We start from the raw sequence: 23,959 nt of genomic DNA, 5'->3' as shown, positions 1-23,959 counted from the left end.
CGTCGAGCCCGACCTCCTCCGCCTTCAGCGCGATGGCGACCATGGCCTTGATGCGCTCACGCTCGGTCGGCGTACGCCCCGTGGTCGGGTCCGGCGTGACGTCGCCGACGGTGAAGATGCCGAACTGCATGGTCGCTCAACCTCCGAGTTGTTGACGGTTCAACTATACCCGCCCAACGGTCGGCCCCCGGCCGTTATTCCGACCCGCATGTCGACCCGTGCGAAGCTGCCCCCCATGCTGGTCCTCCGCTCCGCCGCCCTCTTCGTCGTCGCCGCCCTCTTCGAGATCGGCGGCGCCTGGCTGGTCTGGCAAGGCGTACGCGAACAGCGCGGCTGGCTCTGGGCGGCCGGCGGCGTCCTCGCCCTCGGCGCCTACGGCTTCGTCGCCACCTTCCAGCCCGACGCCCACTTCGGCCGCATCCTCGCCGCGTACGGCGGGATCTTCGTGGCCGGCTCGATCCTGTGGGGCGTGATCGCCGACGGCTACCGCCCGGACCGCTGGGACATCACCGGCGCCCTGGTCTGCCTCGCCGGGATGGCCGTGATCATGTGGGCCCCGCGCAACGGCGGCTGACTACCCTGGTCGGCGACCGTTCGTACCGTCTCTGACGCCCAGGAGCAGCCCATGCCCACCGCAGCCGCCCCGTCCGCCGCCTCCCGCATCGCCGTCGTCACCGGTGCGAGCAGCGGCATCGGCGCCGCCACGGCCCGGCAGCTCGCCGCCGCCGGTTACCGCGTCGTCCTCACCGCCCGCCGCAAGGACCGCATCGAGGCGCTGGCGGAGGAGATCCAGGCGGCCGGCCACAAGGCGACGGCCTACCCCCTGGACGTCACCGACCGCGCGGCGGTCGACGAGTTCGCGACCGCGTTCAAGGCGGTCGGCGTCCTCGTCAACAACGCGGGCGGCGCGCTCGGCGCCGACCCGGTGGCCACCGGCGACCCGGACGACTGGCGCCGCATGTACGAGACGAACGTCATCGGCACCCTCAACCTCACCCAGGCCCTGCTCCCCAAGCTGGAGGCGAGCGGCGACGGCACGATCGTCGTCGTCTCCTCGACCGCCGGCTTCGCCACCTACGAGGGCGGCGCGGGCTACGTCGCCGCCAAGCACGGCGAACACGTCCTCGCCGAGACCCTCCGCCTGGAGATCGTCGGCCGCCCGGTCCGCGTCGTCGAGATCGCACCCGGCATGGTCAAGACCGACGAGTTCGCCCTGACCCGCTTCGGCGGCGACCAGGACAAGGCGGCCAAGGTCTACCAGGGCGTCGCCGAACCCCTCACCGCCGACGACGTCGCCGACACCATCACGTGGGCGGTCACCCGCCCCGCCCACGTCAACATCGACCTCCTGGTCGTCCGCCCCCGCGCCCAGGCCTCGAACACGAAGGTGCACCGGGAGAGCTGACGCCGGTGGGTAACTCACAGGGGCGAAGCGAATCCGATGACACGAACGGCGGTTGAACTGGCGATCCAGGCTCGCGCCACCACATCCGACGTGACGGCCCTCGGCCGGGATGCCGGTCCCGACCGAGAGCCTGACCAACACGGAAGTAGGCCTTCCCTGTGGTAGCCAGGATGGTGGAGCGATACACAACGCTCCACCACCCTGATCAACCCTTCACACAGACCACCTGCTTCAGCTTCGCCACGACCTCCACGAGGTCGCGCTGCTGGTCGATGACCTGGTCGATCGGCTTGTAGGCGCCCGGGATCTCGTCCACGACGCCGGAGTCCTTGCGGCATTCCACGCCTCGCGTCTGCTCCTCCAGATCCCTGGTGGAGAAGCGCCGCTTGGCAGCGCTCCGGCTCATGCGCCGGCCGGCGCCGTGGGACGCGGAGTTGAAGGACTTGGCGTTTCCGAGGCCCTTCACGATGTACGAGCCCGTGCCCATGGAACCGGGGATGATCCCGTAGTCACCGAAACCCGCGCGAATCGCGCCTTTACGGGTCACCAGCAGGTCCATCCCGTCATACCGCTCCTCAGCGACGTAATTGTGATGTGCGCTGATCTCCGGCTCGAAGGTCGGCCCGGCCTTCTTGAACTCCTTGCGGATCACGTCCTTGAAGAGCGCCATCATGATCGTACGGTTGTACTTCGCGTACTCCTGCGCCCAGAACAGGTCGTTGCGGTACGCCGCCATCTGCGGGGTGTCCGCGACGAAGACCGCGAGGTCGCGGTCGATCAGGCCCTGGTTGTGCGGGAGTTTCTGGGCGATGCCGATGTGGTGCTCGGCCAGTTCCTTGCCGATGTTCCGAGAGCCGGAGTGGAGCATGAGCCACACCGAATCGGACATATCAATGCAAAGCTCCACAAAATGATTCCCTTGGCCAAGGGTTCCCATCTGAGTAGCCGCCCGGTCCCTACGGAAACGAACCGCCTCCGCCACCCCCTCGAACCGCCCCCAGAAGTCGTCCCACCCGGCCGTCGCCAGCCCGTGGAAACGCCCCGGCTCGACGGGACTGTCGTGCATGCCCCGCCCCACCGGAATCGCCTGCTCGATCTTCGAGCGCAGCCGCGACAGGTCGCCGGGCAGGTCGTTCGCCGTCAGGGACGTCTTCACCGCCGACATCCCGCAGCCGATGTCCACGCCCACCGCGGCAGGGCACACCGCGCCCTGCATGGCGATCACGGAACCGACCGTCGCACCCTTGCCGTAGTGCACGTCCGGCATGACCGCCAGGCCCTTGATCCACGGCAGGGTCGCGACGTTGCGCAGCTGCTGGAGCGCGCCCTCCTCGACCGTCGCCGGGTCGGTCCACATGCGGATCGGCACCTTCGCGCCCGGCATCTCCACGTACGACATATCGTCCTCATTCCCCCGGAAAACACACAGAAGTCTCGAAGCGCAAAACCGGCACCAAGGGCAGTCAAAGGGACGACTGACCGGCGTTCACGGCAGCGCGTGCGATACACATTGTCTGCAGGGGTCGCCCCCGCGCGGCAAGCGAATAACCAGCGGGGACACTGGAGTACCGACCACAGCCACACCGACGAGAGGAGCCGCACCGTGCAGCGGAAGGCCTACGTACCCGGCGTCGCCGCCCTCCTGGCGGCGGTGCTGGCCGGCTGCACCGGCGGCTCGGACAAGGGCGCCACCTCGGACAACTCCAACCCGGGGCAGCCCGGCGTCGCGACCGAGGCGGCCCAGCCCGGCAAGTACCGCACCCTGCCGGAACCGTGCAGCGCGGTCGGCGACAAGACGCTCGCCTCGCTGCTGCCCGGCATCAAGGAGATCGCGGACGCGGAGCAGCGCGAGAAGGCGTACGCGGGCGAGGCGACACTGGCGTACGACACCGACCGCAAGGTCGGCTGCCGCTGGAAGGTGGAGTCGGCGGAGGCCACCGACCACCTCTTCGTCGACTTCGAGCGGGTCGTGTCGTACGACAACGCCGTGAGCGACGACAGCCAGGCCGAGCAGCTCTTCGCGGAGCAGGTGGAGGCGGCCGACCTGCCCGAGCCGGTCGTCCCGGATTCCGCGTCCGCGTCCTCGTCGGGATCCGGATCCCCGACGGGCACGCCGTCCTCGGGTACGGCGACCACCGGGCCGAGCGGCACGCCCTCCGCCTCCGCCTCCGGTTCCACGTCGGCCTCCGGCTCCGCGTCGTCGGACTCCCCTTCGTCGGGCCCGTCCGCCGGTGTCACCCCCACCGATCTCCAGCCACGGCTCCTGGACGACCTGGGCGACGAGGCGTTCGTGGACGACGAGCTGAGCAACTCCGGTTCCACGGCGAAGCGGCGCACGGTGACTGTGGCGTTCCGCACGTCGAACGTGATGGTGACCATCGAGTACGCGGAGCAGTCGGCGACCCTCGGTGTCGTGCCCGACAGCAAGGAAATGCAGGACATGGCGCGGAAACTGGCTTCCCGACTGGCGGATTCACTGAGCGGTTGAGCCCGGCCCGGGCTCCCCGGCGTCCGCGCGCGGGGCACGTGACGGGGAGCCTCGCGGTTTTCCCACCGCGTACCGTGACCCCCCGGACCCGTTCCGACCGCAGGAACCACGAGTGCCATGAGTGAAGGAACCATGCAGCGACGAGCCCAGCGTGACCATCATGTCCAGCGAGTGAAGCGACTCCCCCGCGTTCTTGTCGGCGCGGCCGCCGTACCCGTGATCCTGGTGGCAGCCGGCTGCTCCTCGGACTCCGGCTCCGACGACGGCAAGGACAAGGCCGCGGAGAAGACCACCGCGTCCCCGTCCGCGAGCCCGTCCCCGACGGTGCGCGCGGCGGCGTACGCGAAGCTTCCGGAGCCGTGTTCGGTGGTGACGAAGAAGACGCTGGAAGACCTGGTGCCGAAGGCCGGGTCGGGCAAGGAGAGCACGTCGAACGACACGGCGTCGCGCGCCGGTTGCTCCTGGGACAGCCTCGCCGACAACGGCGTGAAGGGCTCGCAGTTCCGCTGGCTGAGCGTGTCGATGCTGCGCTTCGAGTCGGACGTGACGCGCGGCGCGGGCGACAAGCTGGCGCGGGACTACTACATGAAGCAGCTTCAGGACGCCCAGACCACCACCGGCGCGAAGGGCGTGAAGACCACGCCGGTGAGCGGTACGGGCGACGAGGCGGCGGTCGTGAGCTACGACCTGAAGAAGAAGGAAGGCACCTTCAAGCAGCAGACGGTCGTGTCGCGCGTCGAGAACGTCGTCGTCACCGTCGACTTCAACGGCGCGGGCCTGGCCGGTGACAAGACGCCGGACGCCGACGACCTGATGAAGGACGCGCAGAAGGCGGCCAAGGAGGCGGTGTCCGCGGTGACGACGGCCAACGGCGGTACGTCGAGCACCTCGCCGTCCAAGTCGGCGTCGGGCTCGGGCTCCGGTTCCGGTTCGGGATCGGGTTCGGGTTCGGGATCGGGATCCGACCTGGACTCGGGGTCCGACCCGGGCTCGGGCCCCAAGTCGTCCAAGTCGTCGTCGAAGACGAGCTGACGGGCCGTACCACCCCACCGGCCACCCGTCACCCCGCACACATGTGCCACTCTGTTGCGCGCAACAACAGGCACTGGGAGGGGAGTACGGGTGGCCGCGCCACTACAGCTGACCCGGACGCATCGCGTTCTCATCGGCATGGTCGTCTTCGGTGCCGTCATCATCGCCGGGATCGGCTTCGCGGGTTCGTACGCGGCGGTTCGTGAACTGGCTCTGAAGAAGGGCTTCGGGAACTTCAGCTACGTCTTCCCGATCGGCATCGACGCGGGCATCTGCGTGCTGCTGGCCCTGGACCTGCTGCTGACCTGGATCCGCATCCCGTTCCCGCTGCTGCGCCAGACGGCGTGGCTGCTGACGGCGGCGACGATCGCGTTCAACGGCGCGGCGGCCTGGCCGGACCCGCTGGGCGTGGGCATGCACTCGGTGATCCCGGTCCTGTTCGTGGTGGCCGTCGAGGCCGCCCGGCACGCGGTCGGCCGGATCGCCGACATCACGGCCGACAAGCACATGGAGGGCGTCCGCCTCACCCGCTGGCTGCTCTCCCCGGGGCCCACGTTCCTCCTGTGGCGCCGGATGAAGCTGTGGGAACTGCGCTCCTACGACCAGGTGATCAAGCTGGAGCAGGAGCGCCTGGTCTACCAGGCCCGCCTGCGCTCCCGCTTCGGCCGCGGCTGGCGCCGCAAGGCCCCGGTGGAGTCCCTGATGCCGCTGCGGCTGGCCCGCTACGGCGTCCCCCTCGCCCAGACCGCCCCGGCGGGCCTGGCCGCGGCGGGCATCGAGCCGGCCCTGCTCCCACCGGCGCCGCAGCCCGAGGCGGTCGCGGGCAGCGGCGCCCCCGGGACGCCGCCCTCCCTGCGCAAGGCGGAGCCCGCCACCGAGCAGCGCCCCGAGCTGGTGGCCGGCCGGGCCCCGGAGGCGGTGCGTCAGGAGCCGGAGCCCCCGGTGGACCAGAACCCGTGGCTCCACGCCCGGGATCCGCAGTCCGTCGAGTACCACGGCGACTACGACCCGGCGTACGACCCGGACGAGTACGCGCGGTGGATGGCGGAGCAGCGGCAGGCCGACGAGTACCGGCACCGGTACGAGGAGGAGCCGCCCGTCGAGGAGCCCTCTCCCGAGGAGACCGGCAGCTTCCCCATCCCGGTCGTTCCCGGCCGCACGCGTGAGCTGGGCGACGGCGGCGGCACGGCGGCCGCGGAGCCGGACGAGGAGGCGTACTACCAGGTCTTCCGGCAGTCGATCAACGACAGCTTCCCGACGCCGCGGGAGTTCGGCGAGAACATCGAGGCGACGTACGGCACCTCGCTCACGGACGCGGAGGCCAAGCGCATGGTCGTCCGCTTCTCCGACCGCTTCAACGCGGAGCTGGAGGAGAACCACATCGCCTGACCGGCGTGCGGTACGACGAAGGGGGCGCCCGGCGAACACCGGGCGCCCCCTTCGTCGTCGTACCGGGCCGCTTACTCCCCGAGCAGGGTCCGCACCCGCTCCTGCCCCACCGCCAGCAGCAGCGTGGGCAGGCGCGGGCCGGTGTCGCGGCCGACGAGCAGGTGGTACAGCAGGGCGAAGAACGACCGCTGGGCCGTCTTGATCTCCGGCGGCAGCTCCTTGGGCGTGGAGTCGGCGGAGAACCCGGCCTGGACCTTGGGCACGCCGTAGACGAGGTGCGTGAGCCCGTCCAGCGACCAGTGCTCGGCGAGCCCGTCGAGCAGCAGCCGCAGCGACTGCCTGCCCTGCTCGTCGAGGGACTTCAGCAGCTCGGCGTCGGGCTCCTCGCGCACGACGGTGCGCTGGTCGGCGGGGACGTGGGTGTTGATCCACGCCTCGGCCTTGTCGTAGCGCGGCCGGGCCTCGGCCAGCGAGCCCAGCGGGTTCGCCGGGTCGAGCTCGCTGAGGATGCGCAGGGCCTGGTCCTCGTGGCCGGCGGTGATGTCGGCGACCGAGGCGAGCGTCCGGTACGGCAGCGGCCTGGGCGTGCGCGGCAGCTCACCGGCCGCCGTGCGCACGGCACGCGCGTGCGCGGCGACGTCGGCGGGCAGCGCGCTGCCGTCGGCCACCTTGGCGTCGAGGCGGTCCCACTCGTCGTAGAGGCGCTGGATCTCCTGGTCGAAGGCGATCTTGAAGGACTGGTTGGGCCGACGGCGGGCGTAGAGCCAGCGCAGGAGCTGCGGCTCCATGATCAGCAGCGCGTCGGCCGGGGTGGGCACCCCGCCCTTCGACGAGGACATCTTCGCCATGCCGCTGATGCCGACGAAGGCGTACATCGGCCCGATCGGCTGCTGGCCGCCGAAGATGCCGACGATCTGCCCGCCGACCTGGAACGACGATCCCGGGGACGAGTGGTCGACACCGCTGGGCTCGAAGATCACGCCCTCGTACGCCCACCGCATCGGCCAGTCGACCTTCCAGACCAGCTTGCCGCGGTTGAACTCGCTGAGCCGGACCGTCTCGGAGAAACCGCACGCGGTGCAGGCGTACGTCAGCTCGGTCGAGTCGTCGTCGTACGCGGTGACCGTCGTCAGGTCCTTCTCGCAGTTGCCGCAGAACGGCTTGTACGGGAAGTACCCGGCGGAGCCGGAGCTTCCGTCGTCCTCGGCGGCGGCGCCGGAGCCCTCGGCGGCCTCCAGCTCGGCCTCGTCGACCGGCTTCTGCTGCTGCTTCTTCGCCGGGGCCTTCTTGGTCCGGTACTGGGCGAGGATCGCGTCGATGTCCTGCCGGTGCTTCATGGCGTGCAGGATCTGCTCGCGGTAGACGCCGGAGGTGTACTGCGCGGTCTGGCTGATCCCGTCGAACTCCACGCCGAGCTCGGCCAGCGCCTCGACCATGGCGGCCTTGAAGTGCTCGGCCCAGTTCGGGTGGGCGGAGCCCTTCGGGGCCGGGACGGAGGTCAGCGGCTTGCCGATGTGCTCGGCCCAGGTCTCGTCGACGCCGGGGACACCGGCCGGCACCTTGCGGTAGCGGTCGTAGTCGTCCCAGGAGATCAGGTGCCGGACCTCGTGGCCGCGGCGGCGCACCTCGTCGGCGACGAGGTGGGGGGTCATGACCTCGCGCAGGTTGCCCAGGTGGATGGGGCCGGACGGGGACAGCCCGGACGCGACGACCACAGGTTTGCCCGGGGCACGACGCTCCGACTCGGCGATGACCTCGTCCGCGAAACGGGAGACCCAGTCGGTGGTCTCTGTGCTCTGAGCCACGATCGGCACGTCCTCTTTCCCTGGTGTTTCCTGAAGTACAGCTCGGACAGCCGGCGCGGTCGCACGGCTGACCGCTCCATTCTCCCAGCCCGGGCCGCATCCGCGAAAACCGCTTTTCACCGCGTGGGATACTCGGTTTCCGTAGTACTCCAGGAACCCGAGCAGAACGGCAGCCACTCCATGGCCTCGGTCACGTCCCTCAGCGACTCCGTCCAGCAGCACCTCGCGTCCGCCCTCACGGCCACCCGGCCGGAGGCCGCCGGCGCGGACCCGCTGCTGCGACGAAGCGACCGGGCGGACTACCAGGCCAACGGCATCCTCGCCCTGGCCAAGAAGTCCAAGGCGAACCCGCGGGAGCTGGCGACCGAGGTCGTCTCGCACATCACCACCGGCGATCTGATCAAGGACGTCGAGGTCTCCGGACCCGGCTTCCTGAACATCACGGTCGGCGACCGGGCGATCATCGGCAACCTCGCCGCGCGGTACGCGGACGGCGAGCGCCTCGGCGTGCCGCTGAAGGAGAACGCGGGCGTCACGGTCGTCGACTACGCCCAGCCGAACGTGGCGAAGGAGATGCACGTCGGCCACCTGCGCTCCGCCGTGATCGGTGACGCCCTGCGCGGCATGCTCGACTTCACCGGCGAGAAGACGATCGGCCGGCACCACATCGGCGACTGGGGCACCCAGTTCGGCATGCTCATCCAGTACCTGTTCGAGCACCCCGGCGAGCTGGCCCCCGCGGCCGACGTCGACGGCGAGCAGGCCATGAGCAACCTGAACCGCGTGTACAAGGCGTCGCGTGCGCTCTTCGACTCGGACGAGGAGTTCAAGGACCGGGCCCGCAAGCGGGTCGTCGCCCTCCAGTCCGGTGACAAGGAGACGCTCGAACTGTGGCAGCAGTTCGTGGACGAGTCGAAGGTCTACTTCTACTCCGTCTTCGAGAAGCTCGACATGGAGATCCGCGACGAGGAGATCGTCGGCGAGTCCGCGTACAACGAGGGCATGCCCGAGACCGCCCGCCTCCTGGAGGAGATGGGCGTCGCGGTGCGCTCCGAGGGCGCGCTCGTGGTGTTCTTCGACGAGATCCGCGGCAAGGACGACCAGCCGGTCCCGCTGATCGTGCAGAAGGCCGACGGCGGCTTCGGTTACGCGGCGTCCGACCTGACCGCGATCCGCAACCGCGTCGTCGACCTGCACGCGACCACGCTGCTGTACGTCGTCGACGTACGCCAGTCGCTGCACTTCAGGATGGTCTTCGAGACGGCCCGCCGGGCCGGCTGGCTGAACGACGACGTCACCGCGCACAACATGGGCTACGGCACGGTGCTCGGCGCGGACGGCAAGCCCTTCAAGACGCGTGAGGGCGCGACCGTGCGGCTGGAGGACCTGCTGGACGAGGCGGTGCAGCGGGCCGCGGAGGTCGTCCGGGAGAAGGCACGGGACCTCACCGAGGAGGAGATCCAGGAGCGGGCCGCGCAGGTCGGCATCGGGGCCGTGAAGTACGCGGACCTGTCGACGTCGCCGAACCGCGACTACAAGTTCGACCTGGACCAGATGGTCTCGCTCAACGGCGACACGTCCGTCTACCTCCAGTACGCCTACGCCCGGATCCAGTCCATCCTGCGCAAGGCCGGCGAGGTCCGCCCCGCCGCGCACCCGGAGCTCGACCTGCACGACGCGGAGCGGGCGCTGGGCCTGCACCTGGACGCGTTCGGGGACACGGTCTTCGAGGCGGCCGCGGAGTACGCCCCGCACAAGCTGACGGCGTACCTGTACCAGGTGGCGTCCCTCTACACGACCTTCTACGACAAGTGCCCGGTCCTGAAGGCCGAGACGCCGGAGCAGGTGGAGAACCGCCTCTTCCTGTGCGACGTCACGGCCCGCACGCTGCACCGGGGCATGGCGCTGCTGGGCATCCGGACGCCCGAGCGGCTCTGACACCTGCCGCCGGCACACGGCACACGGCACGCGGCCCGTCCTCTCCCCCGGGGGAGGACGGGCCGCGCCGGTGTGCGGGGTCGGTCAGGGCCGTGGGTCAGCGGCAGTTGACCCACTTGTTGGAGTCCTGGAACCAGACCGCGTCGCCGGTTCCCTTGGTGCCCTTCGCGAGGACGGCGCTGTTTCCGCGGTAGTTGGTCTTGTCGTACCACTCGTAGTCACAGGACTTGCCGTGGTTGTACCAGGACTTGAAGCCCTGGAAGACCACGAACTTGGTCAGGTCCGCGTTGTTCCCCTCGACCTTCTGCATCCTGCCGGTGTAGTTCTTGCCGGACCACACGCAGAACCAGCCCGACGGGCAGTCGCTCGCCGCCGCCGGCGCAGCCGGTGCCGCCCCGGCGGCCCCCGCGCTTCCTGCCAGCAGACCGCCCGTCATCACGACGCCGGTGGCCGCGACGGCGAGCTTCCTGGTGATGTTCATGCTGTTCCCCCTTCGAGGTCGGTGGGCCGGCCCGCATCGGCCGGCTCCGCAACGAGACTGCGGGGCGCGGGGCAGCCGTCGCCACAGTTGCCGCTCAAGTGACGGACTCGTGGGACGTCCCATCCGTCGACCTGCGAGGACGCCGCCCGACGAGTCGGTGCGGCGGGACGGCCGTGGCGGGCGGTCGGCCGACACCGTACGGGTGAGGGAACCGCCGTCCGGTGTGCGTCGTGGACGCTGATGCAGAATGATGCCGGGCAAACGGGGCCCGGCCCAGCGAGCCCGGACGCGAGTGGGGGAACATGTCGCGTTGGAAAGAGCTGCCCGCCGAACTTGATCCGCGCGTCCACCAGTTGGTGGTGCGACTGCGGCGCCTGAAGGACCACGCCGGACTGAGTACGCGGCAACTGGCCGCGAAGACGGGGTACAGCGCGAAGTCGTGGGAGCGGTATCTCAACGGCCGGTCGCTGCCGCCCCGGGAGGCCGTCGAGGCGACGGCCCGGGTCACCGGCGACGATCCGGCCCGGCTGCTGGCGCTGCACGAGGTCGCCGCCGAACGCTGGGCGCCCCCGCGCGGCGCCGTGCCGCCCGCGGAGTCGGAGACCGCGGTGGCCGAGCCGCCTGCGCCCACCGGCGAGCAGGCCCGGCGGCGTCCGACGCGCGTCGCCGTCGTGGCGGGTGCGGTGACCCTGGTACTGGCCGTCGCCGCGAGCGTCCTGCTGGCCGTGCGGCTCACCGGCGGCTCCGGCGACCACGCCCACGGCCACGGCCCCGCGCCGGCGGCCACGGCCGCCCAGGCCACCGCGGGGGGATCCCGCTCGCCGGTCACCTACACCTGCCGGGTGAAGCGGGTCGACGGCCGCTGGTACGCGGGCAACAGCCGGACGCGGGAGGCCATCGTGGCGTACGGCCACGCCGGGCCGGAGGTGGCCGAGGCGCAGTGTCTGCTGCGCCGGGCGGGCATCTCGCCGGGTGAGGTCGACGGGATCTACGGCCCGCTGACGCAGCGCGCGGTCAAGCGCGTCCAGAAGCGGGACGGGCTGGTCGTGGACGGCATCATCGGCCCGCACACCTGGAAGGCGCTGCGGGGGAAGGCGCCGACGTGACACCGGAACGCACCCGGCTGACCGCGGCGCTGCGGGAGTTGCGGACGCGCACGGGTCTGAGCCTGGCGGGGCTGGCGGAGCGCACGGCGTACAGCAAGTCGTCCTGGGAGCGCTATCTCAACGGCAAGACCATGCCGCCGCGCCAGGCCGTGCAGGACCTGTGCCGGCTCGCCCGGGAGCCGGACGGGCGGCTGCTGGCGCTGTGGGAGATCGCGGAGTCGGAGTGGAGCGGGCGCGCGGCCCGGCCCGCCCCCGCCCCTCCCGAGCCGGGGCCACGGCAGCGGTCGGAGTCGCGGTCCGAGGACGCCCCGCCGCGGCCGGCCGGGGACCCGCGGTCGTCGCTCCGCGGGGGAAGACTGGTCGCGGTGGTCGTGGCGGTGTGTGCCCTCGCCGTGGGTGGCGTCGCCTCGGCGCTCCTCCTGCTGCCGCACCGACCGGACGGGCCGGGATCCGCGGTGTCCGCGCCGTCTGCCCCGGGCCCCCGCTGCCGGGGCACCGCCTGTGAGGGCCGGGACCCGATGCACATGTACTGCGGGACCGGCCCCGACACCCTCGCCACGCACCGCACCGCGACCGGAGCCCGGGTGGAGCTGCGCTACAGCGACCAGTGCCGGGCCGGCTGGGCCCGGATGTGGGCCACGGACGTCGGCGACCGGCTGGAGGTGACGGCGGGCGGCCCGACCCGCCGCGCGGAGATCGCGGACGAGGTCGACGCCGAGTCCTACGTGTACACCACCATGACCGCGGCCCGCCCCGGAGCCGTCGTGCGGGCCTGCTTCCGGCCCGCGTCGGCCGACGCGGAACGGGAGTGCGTCGATGCCCGCGTGCACCCGGCCGCCACGACCCCGCCGCCCTCACCTCAGTAGCGTCAGGCCCTCGGGCACGTCGATGCCGAAGTCCTCCGCCAGCATGCGCCGGGCCTCCGTCTCGTCCGCCGGCCTGCGCTCGGTGACCGTGCCGTCGGCGCGGGTCTCGGTGAGGCGGTCGCCGTCGAGCAGGAGGTGCCCGTCCGCGGTGAGGCGCTGGACGTACGGGCGGCGGGAGAACGGGGAGCGCGGGTTCGTGGCGATGTGCCAGTTGATGACCTCGTAGTCGGGCTGCTCGAACGGCTCCAGGGTGAAGGCGTACTGCGCCACCCAGCCGCCCTCCGAAGCCCCTCCGCGGGCCTCGTGCGCCTCCAGCGCCCACATCTCCAGCGGCCCCCGGTGCGGTACGTGCACCAGTCGGTGCCGGCGTGAGGCGTCGTGGAACTCCGTGTCCGCCGTCAGCGGCACCGGTTCCAGCAGGGAGCCGATGGCGCCGAAACCGACGTCGGCCAGGTACGGCCGCGGGTCGCCGGGGATCTCGGCCAGGAGGGCCATGTGCGTGCGCGGGCGCTCCTCGACGCGGTCCGCGCCGACGACGACCCGCGCGGTCAGCCGGGTCACCCGGAGGCCCAGCGCCTCCAGGGCCGCCGCGAACAGCGTGTTGTGCTCGTAGCAGTAGCCGCCGCGGCGGCGGCCGTGGACCAGCTTGGCCATCAGGTCGGCGAGGTCGAGGGAGGGCGCCGTACCGCCGAGGGCGTCGAGGTTCTCGAACGGGATGGCCCTCAGGTGGGCGAGGTGCACACCCCGGAGCGTGGCCGCGTCGGGCCGCCGCTCCCCCTCCCAGCCGATCCGGTCGAGGTACGCGCCGAGGTCGAAGGGCGTCGTCGTCCGTGCGCTGTCAGCCATGGGATCACCGTACGTGGGGGTGCTGCTCCCTCGCCTCGGCCTTTGGTCCCAGGGCCTGCCTGACGATTCCCGAACACGTCCCGGGCCGCACCGCCGTCCCCGACCGCATCTCGCGCACGATGCCCGAGGCGCCGTCCGACGCCTCGCCGCGCACCGACGGTCACCCGCGGGCCGGTGGCTCGGTCAGTGCGGCACGGTCTGCGGGGCGGCGGCGAGGGGCGCGAGCCGGTAGGCGTTCTCGTGGGTGATCACGCGGCCGGCGGTGGGCGGCGCGAAGTGGGTGCCGAGGACCAGGGTGTCCGTGTCGGCGAGGGAGCCGAGCAGCTCGCGGCGCGAGGCCACGGCCAGCTGCGGGTCGATGTCGACGCATGCGCCGATGGCGGGGTGAGCGATCTGGACCGGGTGGTGGACACAGTCGCCGGTGATCAGCGCCGACTCGCCCCGGCTGGTCAGCTCGACGGCGATGTGGCCGGGAGTGTGGCCGGGCGTGGGCAGCAGGCGCAGGCCCGGGGCGACCTCGACCCCCTCGGCCGGGACGTCGACGAGGTCGAGCAGCCCCGCCTCCTCGACCGGGACCACGGAGTCGCGGAACATCTGCTTGCGCGCCTCCTCCATGGCGTACGTGGCCCAGAACTCCCGCTCGACGCGGGAGGTGACGTAGCGGGCGTCGGGGAAGGTGGGGACCCACTCGCCGTTCACTTCCCGCGTGTTCCAGCCGACGTGGTCGGCGTGCAGGTGGGTGAGGATCACCAGGTCGACGGAGTCCGGCGGGAAACCGGCGGCGGTGAGGCGCTCGAGGAAGTCGGTCCGCAGCTGGTGCCAAGCGGGGTTGGCCCGCTCCTTGCCGTTGCCGATCCCGGTGTCGACGAGTATGCGCAGCCCGCCGACGGTGAGGGCGAAGCTGTGGCTGTCGAGGTGCAGCACGCCGTCGTGGTCGGCGAAGTCGGGGTGCAGCCACTCCTGCTGCTTGACCACGTCCGTGGTGGCGTCCGGCAGCAGCCAGGGGCCGGTCGCCGGCGGCAGAGGGATCTCGTCGATGCGGTGGACGGTGACATCGCCCACGGTCCAGGAGGGGGTGGCGGTGGTCCCGATGACCGGTGCGGTGTTCATGGTCTGTCGTTTTCCTTTGTTCTCAGTGGTGTTCAGCGGAGGCGGTCGTCTGCGGTCGAGTGCCGTGCGCCGGGACGCGGTGAGCGCTGTCGTCGCCGGGACACGGTGAGTGCTGCCGCCGCCGCGACGGCGAGGAGAGCGGCGGCCAGGGCGTAGGTGAGGGAAGTGGTCCGCAGTCCGAAGCGCTGGGTGGCGGCGCCCGCGGCGATGGCGGGCAGACTCATGGACAGGTAGCTGAGGACGTAGTAGGCGGCCAGGGTCGCGGCGCGGTCCCCTCCGTCGAGCGAGGTGAGCATCATGCGCAGCGCGCCTTGGGAGACGGCGCCGAAGGCGATGCCGGCCAGCGCCGCGCCGCTGTAGACAGCGGTCAGGCCGGCGCCGTGCAGACCGAGCACGCTGAGGGCCGTGGAGGGGATGACCACCAGGGTCCCGCCGGTGGCGGCGGCGAGCGGCGCGGTCCCGCGCAGCGTCCACACGGTGAGCGCGGCCGTGGCGCTGACGACGAAGAAGACCATCCCGGCGAGCGCGTGCGGGGCGCCGGGGGCGACCAGACGCACGAGCGCCGGTCCCAGGGAGGAGTAGAAACCGCCCAGTGCCCAGACTGCGGCGACTCCGGCGCCGACTGCCGGCAGGGCGCGGCGTGCCGAGGTCGGTACGGCGAGACGCGGACGCAGCGAGCGCAGCGCGCCGGGGTGCGGGTGGGCCGTCTCCGGCGTCCGGACGACCGCGATCGACTGGGCGGTGAAGAGTGCCGCCAGGAGAACGTACACGGTGGCCGTGGGTGCGGGGACGTAGCGGACGAGCAGGGTGGAGGCCAGTACGCCGGCCGCCATGCCGACGACCGGGGCGATGCTGTTGGTCAGGGCTGACCTGCCGGGACGCCGGGGGTCCTCGAGGTCGAGGAGGGCGGCGCCCGCGGCGCTGGTGGCCGCTCCCGTGGCCGCCCCTTGCAGGATGCGCGCGGCGACGAGTGGCCCGGCGCCGTCCGCCGAGGCGAGGAGCAGCATGGAGGCCGCCTCCATGAGCAGGGCGCCGACCAGGACGGGGCGCCGCCCCAGGTGGTCGGAGAGCGCCCCGGCGGTGAGCAGGGCCACCAGCAGCGTCAGGGAGTAGGCGCTGAAGACCACCGTGACGGTCAGGGCGCTGAGACCCCACTGGTCCTGGTAGACGGGGTACAGCGGCGTCGGAGCACTGGATGCGGCCAGGAGCGCGGCCACGATCGACGCGTCGAGGGCGAAGGAAGCCGCGCGGATCCCCGCGCTGGTGCGGGCGGCGGAGCGGGGGCACGACGCGGTGGCGTCCGACGTGGCGCTGGACATGGGGCTCCTTTCGTTAAAGGCAATTGGTTTGCTTTAAGGAACCGTAGGCTCTAGTGTCACTTAAAGCAAACCTTTAGCTTTTGACGCGGGATGCTCCATCGCCCCACCGATCAGGAGAGAACCTTCATGTCCGCTGCCGAACTCACGCCACCGGAGGCGGCCCTCTGGGCCGACCGCGCCGGACTCCCGCTGCCTGGCGACCGGCACGCCGCGGTGGCCGCCACCGCCAACCACATCCACTCCGTCGTCGCGGTCCTGCGGGAACTGGACTTCGGGGACACCCCGCCTGCCGCCGCCTACCGCGTCGGGGAGGAGAAGAACGATGCAGCCGTATGAGCTGTCCCTCGCCCAGGCCGCTGACGCGATCCGGGCACGGACGCTGTCCCCCGTCGAGTTGGTGGACTCCGTCCTCGACCGCATCGAGAAGGTCGAGCCGCGTCTGGGGGCCTATGCCGCCGTCACCGCGGAGCAGGCCCGCCGCGCGGCACGCGAGGCGGAGCGGGACGTCGCGGCCGGCCGCCCGCACGGCCCGCTGCACGGCATCCCCGTGGGACTGAAGGACCTGATCGACGTGGCCGGCGCGGCCACCACGGCCAGCTCCCGGGTCCGTGCGGACCACCGGGCACAGGCCGACAGCACGGTCGCCGCCCGTCTGGACGCGGCCGGCGCGGTCCTGGTCGGCAAGACGCACACCCATGAGTTCGCCTACGGCCTGACCACCCCGCAGACCAACAACGCCTGGGACCCGGACCGGGTCGCCGGAGGCTCGAGCGGCGGGTCCGCCGTCGCCGTGGCCGCGGGCGCCGCGACCTTCGCGCTGGGCACCGACACCGGCGGTTCCATCCGGGTGCCCTCCGCACTCAACGGTGTCGTCGGCCTCAAGCCGACCTACGGCCTCGTCCCCCGTCACGGGGTCACGTCCCTGTCCTGGTCGCTGGACCACGTCGGCCCGATCACCCGCACCGTCGAGGACGCCGCCCTGGCCCTGACCGCCCTGGCCGGCCACGACCCCCGCGACCCTGCCTCCCTGGCCACCTCCGACCCCGACTACCGGCCGGTCGGCGCCCCGGAACTGACAGGGCTGCGCGTCGGCGTACCGCGCAACTACTACTTCGACCACGTCGACCCGGAGGTCGAGGCCGCCGTACGGCGCGCCGTGGCCGAGCTCGAGAGCCTCGGCGCACACCTCGTCGAGGTCGAGATCCCCATGACGCGCTACATCCAGGCCACCCAGTGGGGCCTGATGGTGCCGGAGGCCACCTCCTACCACGAGCGCACCCTGCGTACCGTCCCCGAGCTGTACCAGGCCGACGTACGCGTCCTCCTGGAAGCCGGTGAGCTGATGCCGGCCGGGGACTACCTGCGCGCCCAGCGCTCGCGCACCCTCATGCGGCAGGCGTGGGCGCGCCTGCTGGAGGAGGTCGACGTGATCGCCGCCCCGACGGTCCCGGCCACCGCGGTGAGGGCCGACGACGAGACGATCACCTGGCCGGACGGCACCGTCGAGGGTGTCTCCGACGCCTACGTACGCCTCTCGGCCCCCGCCAACATCACCGGGGTGCCCTCGCTGTCCGTACCGGTCGGCCACGACACGGCAGGCCTGCCCATCGGCATGCAACTGCTCGGCCGGCCCCTCGGCGAGCGGGTGCTGCTGCGCGTCGGCCACGCGTACGAGCAGACCCAGCCCGCGCGTCAGCCGGCGGCGGTATGACGAACTGAGCGAGCGGCCCCGGCCGCACCGGCCGGGGCCGCGTGCCGAGACCGGAGGCGGGTGCCGAGACCGGAGGCGGGTGCCGAGACCGGAGGCGGGTGCCGAGACCGGAAGCAGGGTGAACCCTTGAAGCAACTTATTTGCTTTAAGGTGGATCCATGAGCCGAAAAGCAATGGTGCGCCCCGGTGGGCGCAGCGCCAGGGTGCAGGCGTCGGTGCACGCCGCCGTGCGCGAACTGGAAGCGGAGATGGGCCGCGAAGCGCTCACGGTCCCCCTCGTGGCCGCCCGCGCCGGAGTCACGCCGTCCACGATCTACCGGCGCTGGGGCGACCTCCAGGAGCTGCTGTCGGACGTGGCCGTCGAGCGCCTGCGTCCCGAGACGGCGCCGCAGGACAAGGGAAGCCTGGGGGCCGACCTGGAGGCCTGGGCCGAGCAGTTCCTCGAGGAGATGTCCGCCCCCACGGGCCGCGCCTACATCCGCGACGCCCTGCTCGGCGACCCGGACGGCAGCAACGCCGGCCAGTGCTCGGCCTACGCGGCCGAGCAGATCGACGTCGTCCTCGACCGCGCGGCCGGCCGCGAGGAGAACACACCCTCCGTCGAGACGGTCCTCGACCGCGTCGTCGCTCCCATCATGTACCGCATCCTCTTCCGCCCGGAGGGGCTCGACACCGCGTACGCGCGTCAGCTGGTGGCAGGCCTCACCGGATCGGCCGATCGCTGACCCGAACGCCTTCGCGGGCGCCGGGACCGGGACGACGCCCGCGCAGCGCCGCCCCCAGCCTCCGCAGCCCCTCCGCGATCACGTCCGGCGTCTGCGTCACGAAGCACAGCCGCAGGGTGGCCCGGTCGGGTTCACCGGCGTGGAAGGGGGCGCCGGGGACGTACGCCACGTCGTGCCGGACCACCTCGGGGAGCAGGGCCGTGGTGTCGTACCGCTCCGGCAGGCGCGCCCACAGGAACATGCCGCCCTCCGGACGGGTCCAGGCCGACCCCGCCGGGAGGGCGTCCGCCAGGCCCGCGAGCATGGCGTCCCGGCGTGCGCCGTAGGCGGCGGCGACGCGTGCGACGTGGGCGTCCAGGTCCCGGTCGGCCAGGTACCGGGCGGCGGCGAGCTGGTTGACGGTCGGGGTGTGCAGGTCGGCGGCCTGCTTGGCCACCGCGCAGGCCCGGCGCAGTGCGCCGGGTGCCCGCAGCCAGCCGAGGCGCAGGCCGGGCGCCATGACCTTGGAGAAGGAGCCGAGCAGCACGGTGCGGTCCCGGGCGCCGTCGTAGGAGGCGATCCACGGCACCCGCTCGCCCTCGAAACGCAGCTCCCCGTACGGGTCGTCCTCGATGATCCACAGCCCGCACCGTCCGGCGATCTCGGCCACGGCGGCGCGGCGGGCGTCGGACATGGTGCGCCCGGTCGGGTTCTGGAAGGTGGGGACGGTGTAGAGCAGCTTGGGTCGCTCGCGCACCACCAGTTCCTCCAGCGCCCCCGGGTCCATCCCGTGCTCGTCACCGGGCACGGCGACGACCCGGGCGCCCGCGAAGCCGAAGGCCTGGAGGGCGGCCAGGTAGCAGGGGCTCTCGACGAGGACGGTGTCGCCCGGTTCGAGCAGCGCGGTGGAGAGCAGGGACAGGGCCTGCTGCGAGCCGGTGGTGACGAGGAGGTCGTCGGGGTCGGTGGCCAGGCCGCGCACCGAGGTGCGCGCGGCGAGCGCGGCCCGCAGGACGGGTTCGCCCTCGGTGGTGGAGTACTGGAGTGCCCGCGCGGGCGCCTCGGTGAGAACGGCCCGGTACGCGGCGGCGATGCCCTCCGCGTCGAACAGCTCCGGGGCCGGCAGCCCGCCCGCGAAGTTGATCACCTCGGGGCGGGCGGTGACGGCGAGGATGTCCCGTACGGGCGAACCGCCGGTCGACCGGGCCCTCGCGGCGAGCGCGGGCAGGGGGGCGAGGTCGGCGGGCACGGTCTCGGTCGAGGTCATGCGCGCAGCCTAGGGAAATACGTGCCGCCTACAGGCAGGTTTCCGTGATGCGGACACGCGTCCGAGCGAACGCCGGTACGCAGCCCCGTCAGACCTTGGCGCCCAGCCCGCCGTACACGTTGATGTCGGCGTCCGTGACGTCGTTGATGTCCCTGTAGCGGACCCTCTCGATGTCGTCGAGGCCCGCCAGGTAGGACGCCTCCGGCTGCTCCGGCACCGGGGCGGCGTGGTCCGGGCGCCAGTGGTGGACCGGGACGACACCCGGGTCCGCGAGCTCCAGCCCGTTCTCCGTGAAGAAGCGCTCGACGTCCTTGCGGGAGCGCAGCACGAACGTGAAGCCCCGCGCGGTGTACGTCCGCCGGACCGCGCGGATGTTCTCCGGGTTGAGGTCGTCGGTGAGGTGGCTGAGCACGAGCCGGCTGCCGGCGGGCAGCGCCTCCATCAGCTCGCGGACGATCGGGTACGCCTCCTCGTCGTCCACGAAGTGCAGGATCGCGACCAGGCACAGTGCGACCGGCCGGTCGAAGTCGAGGGTCAGCGCGGCCTGTTCGAGGATCCGGTCCGGGCTCTTCAGATCGGCGTCGATGTAGTCCGTACGCCCCTCGGGGCCGCTGGTGAGCAGGGCGCGGGCATGGGCCAGGACGACCGGGTCGTTGTCGACGTAGACCACCCGCGACTCGGGGGCGATGCGCTGGGCGATCTGGTGGACGTTCTCCGCGGTCGGCAGGCCGGTGCCGATGTCGAGGAACTGCCGGATGCCGTGCTTCCCGGCAAGCGTGGAGACCGCGCGCCGCAGGAAGTCGCGGTTGTGCCGTACGTCGAGGTAACCGCGGGGGTTGGCGGCGAGCCCGGCGGCGGCCGCGTCGAGGTCGGCGGGGTAGTGGTCCTTGCCGCCGAGGAAGACGTCGTAGACGCGGGCCGGGTGCGCCTTGCTGCTGTCGATCCTCCATCTCGGCTCCGCGGGGTCCTGGCCGAGGGCGTCACCGGGCATGGGCGTCTCCTGACGAGCGAAGCGTTGTGTGGTCAACAACGTAACTCTCGGGCCCACTTGTCGGTGCCCGGCCTCCCGCCCCGCTCACCGCCCCGCCTCGGCTCACTCGCCCGGGAAATACTCCCAGGCATCACTGCCCAGCGGCTGCCCGTAGTAGGAGCTGTCCTTGGCGGCGCTGGTGCGGAACGGCTTGCCGTGGTCGTCTATCCGCAGGATGCCCTGCCGGCCGCCACTGGACCACTCCAGTTCCAGGTACCACCTCACGTCGTGGTCGCTGGTGTGCGCGTTGACGTAGAAGAGCTCGGGGTCGGACTCGCTGACCGTGTACGGGAAGTCCCTCTGTCCGGCGATCGGCATCGCCAGGGGGTTGCCCAGGTCGAGGGCGACGTCGAAGGACTTGGTGCTCGCCTCGCCGCCGCAGCCGATGCCCATGGCGTACTGGTTCCAGTCCAGCGCCTCTTTGCTGTCCACCACACGGACGTGCAGGTCCTCCAGGACCACGGTCTCCGGACCGGTGCCCTGCACGGTGAACATGGTCATCTGCCGGTCGGCGGCGACCGCGCCGAAGGCGGCGACCCAGCCGGCCACGTCCGCCTGGGCGGGCGGACGCAGCACGTTCTGGGGGCTGCGGTCCACCAGGAAGGCCTGCTCGCAGGGGGCGCTCCAGTAGTACGGGGTGGTCGACACGGTGAGCGCGGGGCCGCTGTTCCCCGGGGCTCGGCCGCTCGGCGAGGCGGTGCTCCGGCGCGTCGCGGACGGGGAGGGCACGGAGGACGCCGATGCGGACGCGGACGGCGAGGCGGACGACGGGGACGGAGAGACACTCGCGCTGGGAGACCCCGACCGGGTGGCGGTCCCGGTCACCGACACGGAGGTTCCGGCGTCGGCGCCGGTCGGACCGTGCGGCTCCTCCCCGTCGCCCATGCCAGGCAGGAGGCTGACGACGAGAGCCACGGCGGCGACGCCGGTCGCGGCGTAGAGGGCGGCGCGCGGTACTCGACGACGTCGTTCGACGGGTGCGGGAGCGGACGGTACGTCAAGGGCCGACGGCGCGTCAGGGGCGGGTGGCGCACCGGGGACTGGCGGTGCGTCAGGGGCGGGCGGTGCGTCTTTCCCCTCGACGGCGACCTCGGACACTCCGGCGGCCTCGGGCACGTCGGCTTCCGCCGTCTCCCTCTTTTCCGTCTCCCCCGCCGTCTCCTGCGACCTCTTCACGCCGCGCAGAGCGTCCGCGCGGATCCAGCGGCGGTGGAGTTCGAGCAGTTCCTCGGGTGTCGCCCGGCACGCCCGGGCGAGGCGTTCGACGGGCGCGAACTCGACGGGCACGACCTCCCCGCTGACGTAGCGGTGGAGTGTGGACGCACTCATGTGCAGGCGCTTGCCCAGTGTCCCGTAGCTGAGCCCGGACCGCTCCTTCAGCTCCCGCAGCAGTCCCGCGAAATCGTCCCCCGCCACCGTTTCTCCCTCTTCCCGTATCCCCGTACAGCATCCCGGCGGGACACCGTTCCCGCAGGTCAGAGCCGATCCCCGCGTCCCAGTATCCCGCATGTCCCGGCAGCGCTGGCGACTGGGACGGCTCCGGGCCCAAGCTGTGGTCATCCAAGCAGCCGCCCCCGGCGAACCGTCGAGCGGCTCACCTCAACTCCATCCCAAGGGGCTTACCTCATGTCCGCACGCACCACCCGCACTCGCCTGTTCGCCGCCACCACGGTCGCGCTGGCCGCGCTCGCCCTGACGGCCTGCGAGGGCGACGACGGAACGGACACGGGCGCCGCGGCCCCCTCGTCCACCTCCTCCACGCCGGCCTCCTCCGCCCCGACCGGCGGACAGGCCAAGCCGTCCACCGGTGGGGGCGAGGCGGACGGCGGCAAGGGAGCCGACGCCGCGAACGGCTCCACCGGCTCGGACAAGTCGGGGGCCGGCTCGTCGGGGGCCGGCTCGTCGGGGGCCGGCTCGTCGGGCTCCGGCTCGTCGGGCTCCGGCTCGAACGCCGGTGACCAGGACGACCCGGAGATGCCGGGGAAGTGCTCCGCGTCCGACGTGAAGATCACCGCGACGAAGGTGTCCCGCCCGATCAACCACCTGCTGCTGACCGCCACCAGCACCGGCTCGAAGACGTGCATGCTGCCGCCGTACCCGGTGGCGCGCTTCGGCGAGGCCCAGTCCGTGCCGCCGGTCATCGAGGAGTCCCAGCCGCATTCGGTGGCCGGAGTCGGTCCCGGTGAGACCGCCTACGCCGGGGTGCTGCTGACGGCGGCCGACGGCAGCGGCGGGGAGCCCATCAGCGTGAACACCCTCAGGATCCCCTTCGACGACGACTCCATCGCCAACGTCGCCCTGCCCTCCGGCGTGGTCGTCGACAGCAAGCTGTCGGTGACCTACTGGCAGACCAGCATCGACAACGCCCTCGAGCACTGAAGGGGGCCAAGCACCCGCTGCACGAAGGGCCGGCCGAGAATGCTCAGCGCAGCGTGCGGGCGACCTCGGTGGCCCAGTAGGTCAGGATGTTGCGCGCACCGGCCCGCTTGATGCCGGTGAGCGACTCGAGGATGGCCCGGTCACGGTCGATCCAGCCCTTCTCGGCGGCGGCCTCGATCATCGAGTACTCGCCGGAGATCTGGTAGGCGGCGACGGGCACGTCCACGGCCTCGGCGACCTTGGCCACGATGTCGAGGTAGGGACCGGCCGGCTTGACCATCACCATGTCGGCGCCCTCCTCCAGGTCGAGGGCCACCTCCCGCATCGAGTCCCGCACATTGGCGGCGTCCTGCTGGTAGGTCTTCCGGTCCCCCTTCAGCGAGGACCCGACGGCCTCCCGGAAGGGTCCGTAGAAGGCGGACGCGTACTTGGCCGTGTAGGCGAGGATGGCGACGTCCTCCCGCCCGATCTGGTCCAGCGCGTCCCGGACGACCCCGATCTGCCCGTCCATCATCCCGCTGGGCCCCACCACGTGGGCACCCGCGTCGGCCTGGACCTGCGCCATCTCGGCGTACCGCTCGAGCGTGGCGTCGTTGTCCACCCGCCCCTGGGCGTCGAGCACACCGCAGTGCCCGTGGTCGGTGAACTCGTCGAGGCACAGGTCGGACATGACGAGCAGCTCGTCCCCGACCTCGGCCCGCACGTCGCGCAGCGCGACCTGGAGGATCCCGTCCGGATCGGTGCCGGTGGTCCCGAGGGCGTCCTTCTTGGCCTCCTCCGGCACGCCGAACAGCATGATCCCGGAGATCCCCGCCTCGACCGCCTCCGCGGCGGCCTTCTTCAGGCTGTCGCGGGTGTGCTGCACGACCCCGGGCATCGCCGCGATCGGCACCGGCTCGCTCACGCCCTCGCGCACGAACGCGGGGAGGATGAAGTCGGCAGGGTGCAACCGGGTCTCGGCGACCATCCGACGCATGACAGGAGTGCTCCGCAGCCGCCGGGGCCGGGTGCCGGGAAAGGAACCGTACGTCGACATACCACCTACGCTACGCCCGCCCCACCCGTGCCTTTGCCGACGCGGAG

General features: G+C 71.9%; 22 protein-coding genes and 1 pseudogene. 12 read left to right on the top strand and 11 right to left on the bottom strand.

The features are described from left to right. Positions 1-130 (bottom strand): annotated as a pseudogene (locus RM812_RS34730) (5,10-methylene tetrahydromethanopterin reductase); the annotation flags it as partial. 105 nt (positions 131-235) lie between these two features. Between RM812_RS34730 and RM812_RS34725 the strand changes: the two are divergent. Further along, the gene (locus RM812_RS34725) at positions 236-574 is read left to right on the top strand and encodes a YnfA family protein (protein WP_311582318.1); all 339 of its coding nucleotides are present in this window, start codon (positions 236-238) and stop codon (positions 572-574) included. A gap of 51 nt (positions 575-625) precedes the next feature. After that, entirely contained in the window at positions 626-1,405 is a 780-nt protein-coding gene (locus RM812_RS34720; protein WP_311582306.1) for an SDR family NAD(P)-dependent oxidoreductase, read from the top strand. A gap of 205 nt (positions 1,406-1,610) precedes the next feature. Here the strand turns inward: RM812_RS34720 and RM812_RS34715 are convergent, their stop codons facing one another. After that, on the bottom strand, positions 1,611-2,804 hold the full coding sequence (locus tag RM812_RS34715; RefSeq protein WP_311582303.1) for an RtcB family protein: 1,194 nt from the start codon (positions 2,802-2,804) through the stop codon (positions 1,611-1,613). A 204-nt stretch (positions 2,805-3,008) separates the two neighbouring features. On the opposite strand from RM812_RS34715, the gene RM812_RS34710 reads away from it, so the two are divergent. The 3 genes from RM812_RS34710 (at position 3,009) to RM812_RS34700 (ending at position 6,314) form a co-directional block, all read left to right on the top strand. Next, the gene (locus tag RM812_RS34710) at positions 3,009-3,893 is read left to right on the top strand and encodes a DUF3558 domain-containing protein (RefSeq protein ID WP_311582300.1); all 885 of its coding nucleotides are present in this window, start codon (positions 3,009-3,011) and stop codon (positions 3,891-3,893) included. A gap of 117 nt (positions 3,894-4,010) precedes the next feature. Then, positions 4,011-4,925, top strand: a complete 915-nt coding sequence (locus tag RM812_RS34705; RefSeq protein ID WP_311582297.1) for a DUF3558 family protein — start codon at positions 4,011-4,013, stop codon at positions 4,923-4,925. A gap of 90 nt (positions 4,926-5,015) precedes the next feature. After that, the gene (locus RM812_RS34700) at positions 5,016-6,314 is read left to right on the top strand and encodes a DUF2637 domain-containing protein (protein ID WP_311582295.1); all 1,299 of its coding nucleotides are present in this window, start codon (positions 5,016-5,018) and stop codon (positions 6,312-6,314) included. 71 nt (positions 6,315-6,385) lie between these two features. Here RM812_RS34700 and lysS read toward each other — a convergent pair whose 3' ends face one another. Continuing rightward, a complete protein-coding gene (gene lysS / locus RM812_RS34695; protein ID WP_311582293.1) occupies positions 6,386-8,128 on the bottom strand; it encodes a lysine--tRNA ligase in 1,743 nt (580 codons plus the stop codon). A gap of 171 nt (positions 8,129-8,299) precedes the next feature. Here lysS and argS point away from each other — a divergent pair, with 171 nt between their 5' ends. Beyond that, complete coding sequence (gene argS / locus RM812_RS34690; protein WP_311582315.1) at positions 8,300-10,057, top strand: arginine--tRNA ligase; 1,758 nt, start codon at positions 8,300-8,302, stop codon at positions 10,055-10,057. A 97-nt stretch (positions 10,058-10,154) separates the two neighbouring features. Here argS and RM812_RS34685 read toward each other — a convergent pair whose 3' ends face one another. Then, positions 10,155-10,538 (bottom strand): peptidase inhibitor family I36 protein, encoded by a 384-nt coding sequence (locus tag RM812_RS34685; RefSeq protein ID WP_311582290.1) that lies wholly within the window; start codon positions 10,536-10,538, stop codon positions 10,155-10,157. 302 nt (positions 10,539-10,840) lie between these two features. Between RM812_RS34685 and RM812_RS34680 the strand changes: the two genes are divergently transcribed. After that, on the top strand, positions 10,841-11,644 hold the full coding sequence (locus RM812_RS34680; protein ID WP_311582286.1) for a peptidoglycan-binding protein: 804 nt from the start codon (positions 10,841-10,843) through the stop codon (positions 11,642-11,644). Further along, positions 11,641-12,510 carry a DUF2690 domain-containing protein gene (locus tag RM812_RS34675; protein ID WP_311582282.1) on the top strand — a complete coding sequence of 290 codons (870 nt, stop codon included), beginning with the start codon at positions 11,641-11,643 and terminating at the stop codon, positions 12,508-12,510. Before RM812_RS34680 ends, RM812_RS34675 begins: the two co-directional genes overlap by 4 nt. On the opposite strand, the gene RM812_RS34670 is transcribed toward RM812_RS34675, so the two are convergent. The 3 genes from RM812_RS34670 to RM812_RS34660 all read right to left on the bottom strand — a co-directional run bounded on the left by RM812_RS34670 (position 12,499) and on the right by RM812_RS34660 (position 15,785). Further along, positions 12,499-13,356 carry an arylamine N-acetyltransferase family protein gene (locus RM812_RS34670; protein WP_311582278.1) on the bottom strand — a complete coding sequence of 286 codons (858 nt, stop codon included), beginning with the start codon at positions 13,354-13,356 and terminating at the stop codon, positions 12,499-12,501. The genes RM812_RS34675 and RM812_RS34670 overlap by 12 nt on opposite strands. Before the next feature lie 183 nt (positions 13,357-13,539). Then, the gene (locus RM812_RS34665) at positions 13,540-14,466 is read right to left on the bottom strand and encodes an MBL fold metallo-hydrolase (protein WP_311582275.1); all 927 of its coding nucleotides are present in this window, start codon (positions 14,464-14,466) and stop codon (positions 13,540-13,542) included. Positions 14,467-14,498: 32 nt separating this feature from the next. Continuing rightward, positions 14,499-15,785, bottom strand: coding sequence for an MFS transporter (locus RM812_RS34660; protein ID WP_311582272.1), 1,287 nt, complete (start codon positions 15,783-15,785; stop codon positions 14,499-14,501). 126 nt (positions 15,786-15,911) lie between these two features. Here RM812_RS34660 and RM812_RS34655 point away from each other — a divergent pair, with 126 nt between their 5' ends. The 3 genes from RM812_RS34655 (at position 15,912) to RM812_RS34645 (ending at position 18,221) form a co-directional block, all read left to right on the top strand. Beyond that, the gene (locus RM812_RS34655; RefSeq protein ID WP_311582269.1) at positions 15,912-16,121 is read left to right on the top strand and encodes a hypothetical protein; all 210 of its coding nucleotides are present in this window, start codon (positions 15,912-15,914) and stop codon (positions 16,119-16,121) included. Next, positions 16,108-17,496 carry an amidase gene (locus RM812_RS34650; RefSeq protein ID WP_311582266.1) on the top strand — a complete coding sequence of 463 codons (1,389 nt, stop codon included), beginning with the start codon at positions 16,108-16,110 and terminating at the stop codon, positions 17,494-17,496. Before RM812_RS34655 ends, RM812_RS34650 begins: the two co-directional genes overlap by 14 nt. A 158-nt stretch (positions 17,497-17,654) precedes the next feature. Further along, positions 17,655-18,221 carry a TetR/AcrR family transcriptional regulator gene (locus RM812_RS34645; RefSeq protein WP_311582263.1) on the top strand — a complete coding sequence of 189 codons (567 nt, stop codon included), beginning with the start codon at positions 17,655-17,657 and terminating at the stop codon, positions 18,219-18,221. On the opposite strand, the gene RM812_RS34640 is transcribed toward RM812_RS34645, so the two are convergent. The 3 genes from RM812_RS34640 to RM812_RS34630 form a co-directional block, all read right to left on the bottom strand. Further along, entirely contained in the window at positions 18,199-19,467 is a 1,269-nt protein-coding gene (locus RM812_RS34640; RefSeq protein WP_311582261.1) for an aminotransferase-like domain-containing protein, read from the bottom strand. The two genes, RM812_RS34645 and RM812_RS34640, sit on opposite strands and share 23 nt — an antisense overlap. Positions 19,468-19,555: 88 nt before the next feature. After that, the gene (locus RM812_RS34635; protein WP_311582258.1) at positions 19,556-20,458 is read right to left on the bottom strand and encodes an SAM-dependent methyltransferase; all 903 of its coding nucleotides are present in this window, start codon (positions 20,456-20,458) and stop codon (positions 19,556-19,558) included. Positions 20,459-20,560: 102 nt separating this feature from the next. Then, positions 20,561-21,913 (bottom strand): helix-turn-helix domain-containing protein, encoded by a 1,353-nt coding sequence (locus tag RM812_RS34630; RefSeq protein ID WP_311582255.1) that lies wholly within the window; start codon positions 21,911-21,913, stop codon positions 20,561-20,563. A 210-nt stretch (positions 21,914-22,123) separates the two neighbouring features. On the opposite strand from RM812_RS34630, the gene RM812_RS34625 reads away from it, so the two are divergent. After that, entirely contained in the window at positions 22,124-22,876 is a 753-nt protein-coding gene (locus tag RM812_RS34625; protein WP_311582252.1) for a DUF4232 domain-containing protein, read from the top strand. Positions 22,877-22,919: 43 nt separating this feature from the next. Here the strand turns inward: RM812_RS34625 and hemB are convergent, their stop codons facing one another. Further along, positions 22,920-23,912: a porphobilinogen synthase gene (gene hemB, locus RM812_RS34620; RefSeq protein ID WP_311582249.1), complete on the bottom strand. Its 993-nt coding sequence runs from the start codon at positions 23,910-23,912 to the stop codon at positions 22,920-22,922. Positions 23,913-23,959: the final 47 nt, after the last annotated feature.

This window comes from Streptomyces lancefieldiae (assembly GCF_031845825.1).
Lineage (GTDB): Bacteria > Actinomycetota > Actinomycetes > Streptomycetales > Streptomycetaceae > Streptomyces > Streptomyces lancefieldiae.
This window is presented reverse-complemented; position numbering and strand designations above follow the sequence as displayed.

Bases quoted from the DNA above. Each gene is read 5' to 3' on its own strand.
- RM812_RS34680 (WP_311582286.1), top strand. From the start codon at position 10,841: ATGTCGCGTTGGAAAGAGCTGCCCGCCGAACTTGATCCGCGCGTCCAC.
- RM812_RS34720 (WP_311582306.1), top strand. From the start codon at position 626: ATGCCCACCGCAGCCGCCCCGTCCGCCGCCTCCCGCATCGCCGTCGTC.
- hemB (WP_311582249.1), bottom strand. From the start codon at position 23,912: ATGTCGACGTACGGTTCCTTTCCCGGCACCCGGCCCCGGCGGCTGCGG.
- RM812_RS34715 (WP_311582303.1), bottom strand. From the start codon at position 2,804: ATGTCGTACGTGGAGATGCCGGGCGCGAAGGTGCCGATCCGCATGTGG.
- RM812_RS34725 (WP_311582318.1), top strand. From the start codon at position 236: ATGCTGGTCCTCCGCTCCGCCGCCCTCTTCGTCGTCGCCGCCCTCTTC.
- RM812_RS34650 (WP_311582266.1), top strand. From the start codon at position 16,108: ATGCAGCCGTATGAGCTGTCCCTCGCCCAGGCCGCTGACGCGATCCGG.
- RM812_RS34705 (WP_311582297.1), top strand. From the start codon at position 4,011: ATGAGTGAAGGAACCATGCAGCGACGAGCCCAGCGTGACCATCATGTC.
- RM812_RS34660 (WP_311582272.1), bottom strand. From the start codon at position 15,785: ATGTCCAGCGCCACGTCGGACGCCACCGCGTCGTGCCCCCGCTCCGCC.
- RM812_RS34625 (WP_311582252.1), top strand. From the start codon at position 22,124: ATGTCCGCACGCACCACCCGCACTCGCCTGTTCGCCGCCACCACGGTC.
- RM812_RS34635 (WP_311582258.1), bottom strand. From the start codon at position 20,458: ATGCCCGGTGACGCCCTCGGCCAGGACCCCGCGGAGCCGAGATGGAGG.
- RM812_RS34655 (WP_311582269.1), top strand. From the start codon at position 15,912: ATGTCCGCTGCCGAACTCACGCCACCGGAGGCGGCCCTCTGGGCCGAC.
- argS (WP_311582315.1), top strand. From the start codon at position 8,300: ATGGCCTCGGTCACGTCCCTCAGCGACTCCGTCCAGCAGCACCTCGCG.
- RM812_RS34685 (WP_311582290.1), bottom strand. From the start codon at position 10,538: ATGAACATCACCAGGAAGCTCGCCGTCGCGGCCACCGGCGTCGTGATG.
- RM812_RS34670 (WP_311582278.1), bottom strand. From the start codon at position 13,356: ATGGCTGACAGCGCACGGACGACGACGCCCTTCGACCTCGGCGCGTAC.
- RM812_RS34645 (WP_311582263.1), top strand. From the start codon at position 17,655: ATGAGCCGAAAAGCAATGGTGCGCCCCGGTGGGCGCAGCGCCAGGGTG.
- RM812_RS34640 (WP_311582261.1), bottom strand. From the start codon at position 19,467: ATGACCTCGACCGAGACCGTGCCCGCCGACCTCGCCCCCCTGCCCGCG.
- RM812_RS34665 (WP_311582275.1), bottom strand. From the start codon at position 14,466: ATGAACACCGCACCGGTCATCGGGACCACCGCCACCCCCTCCTGGACC.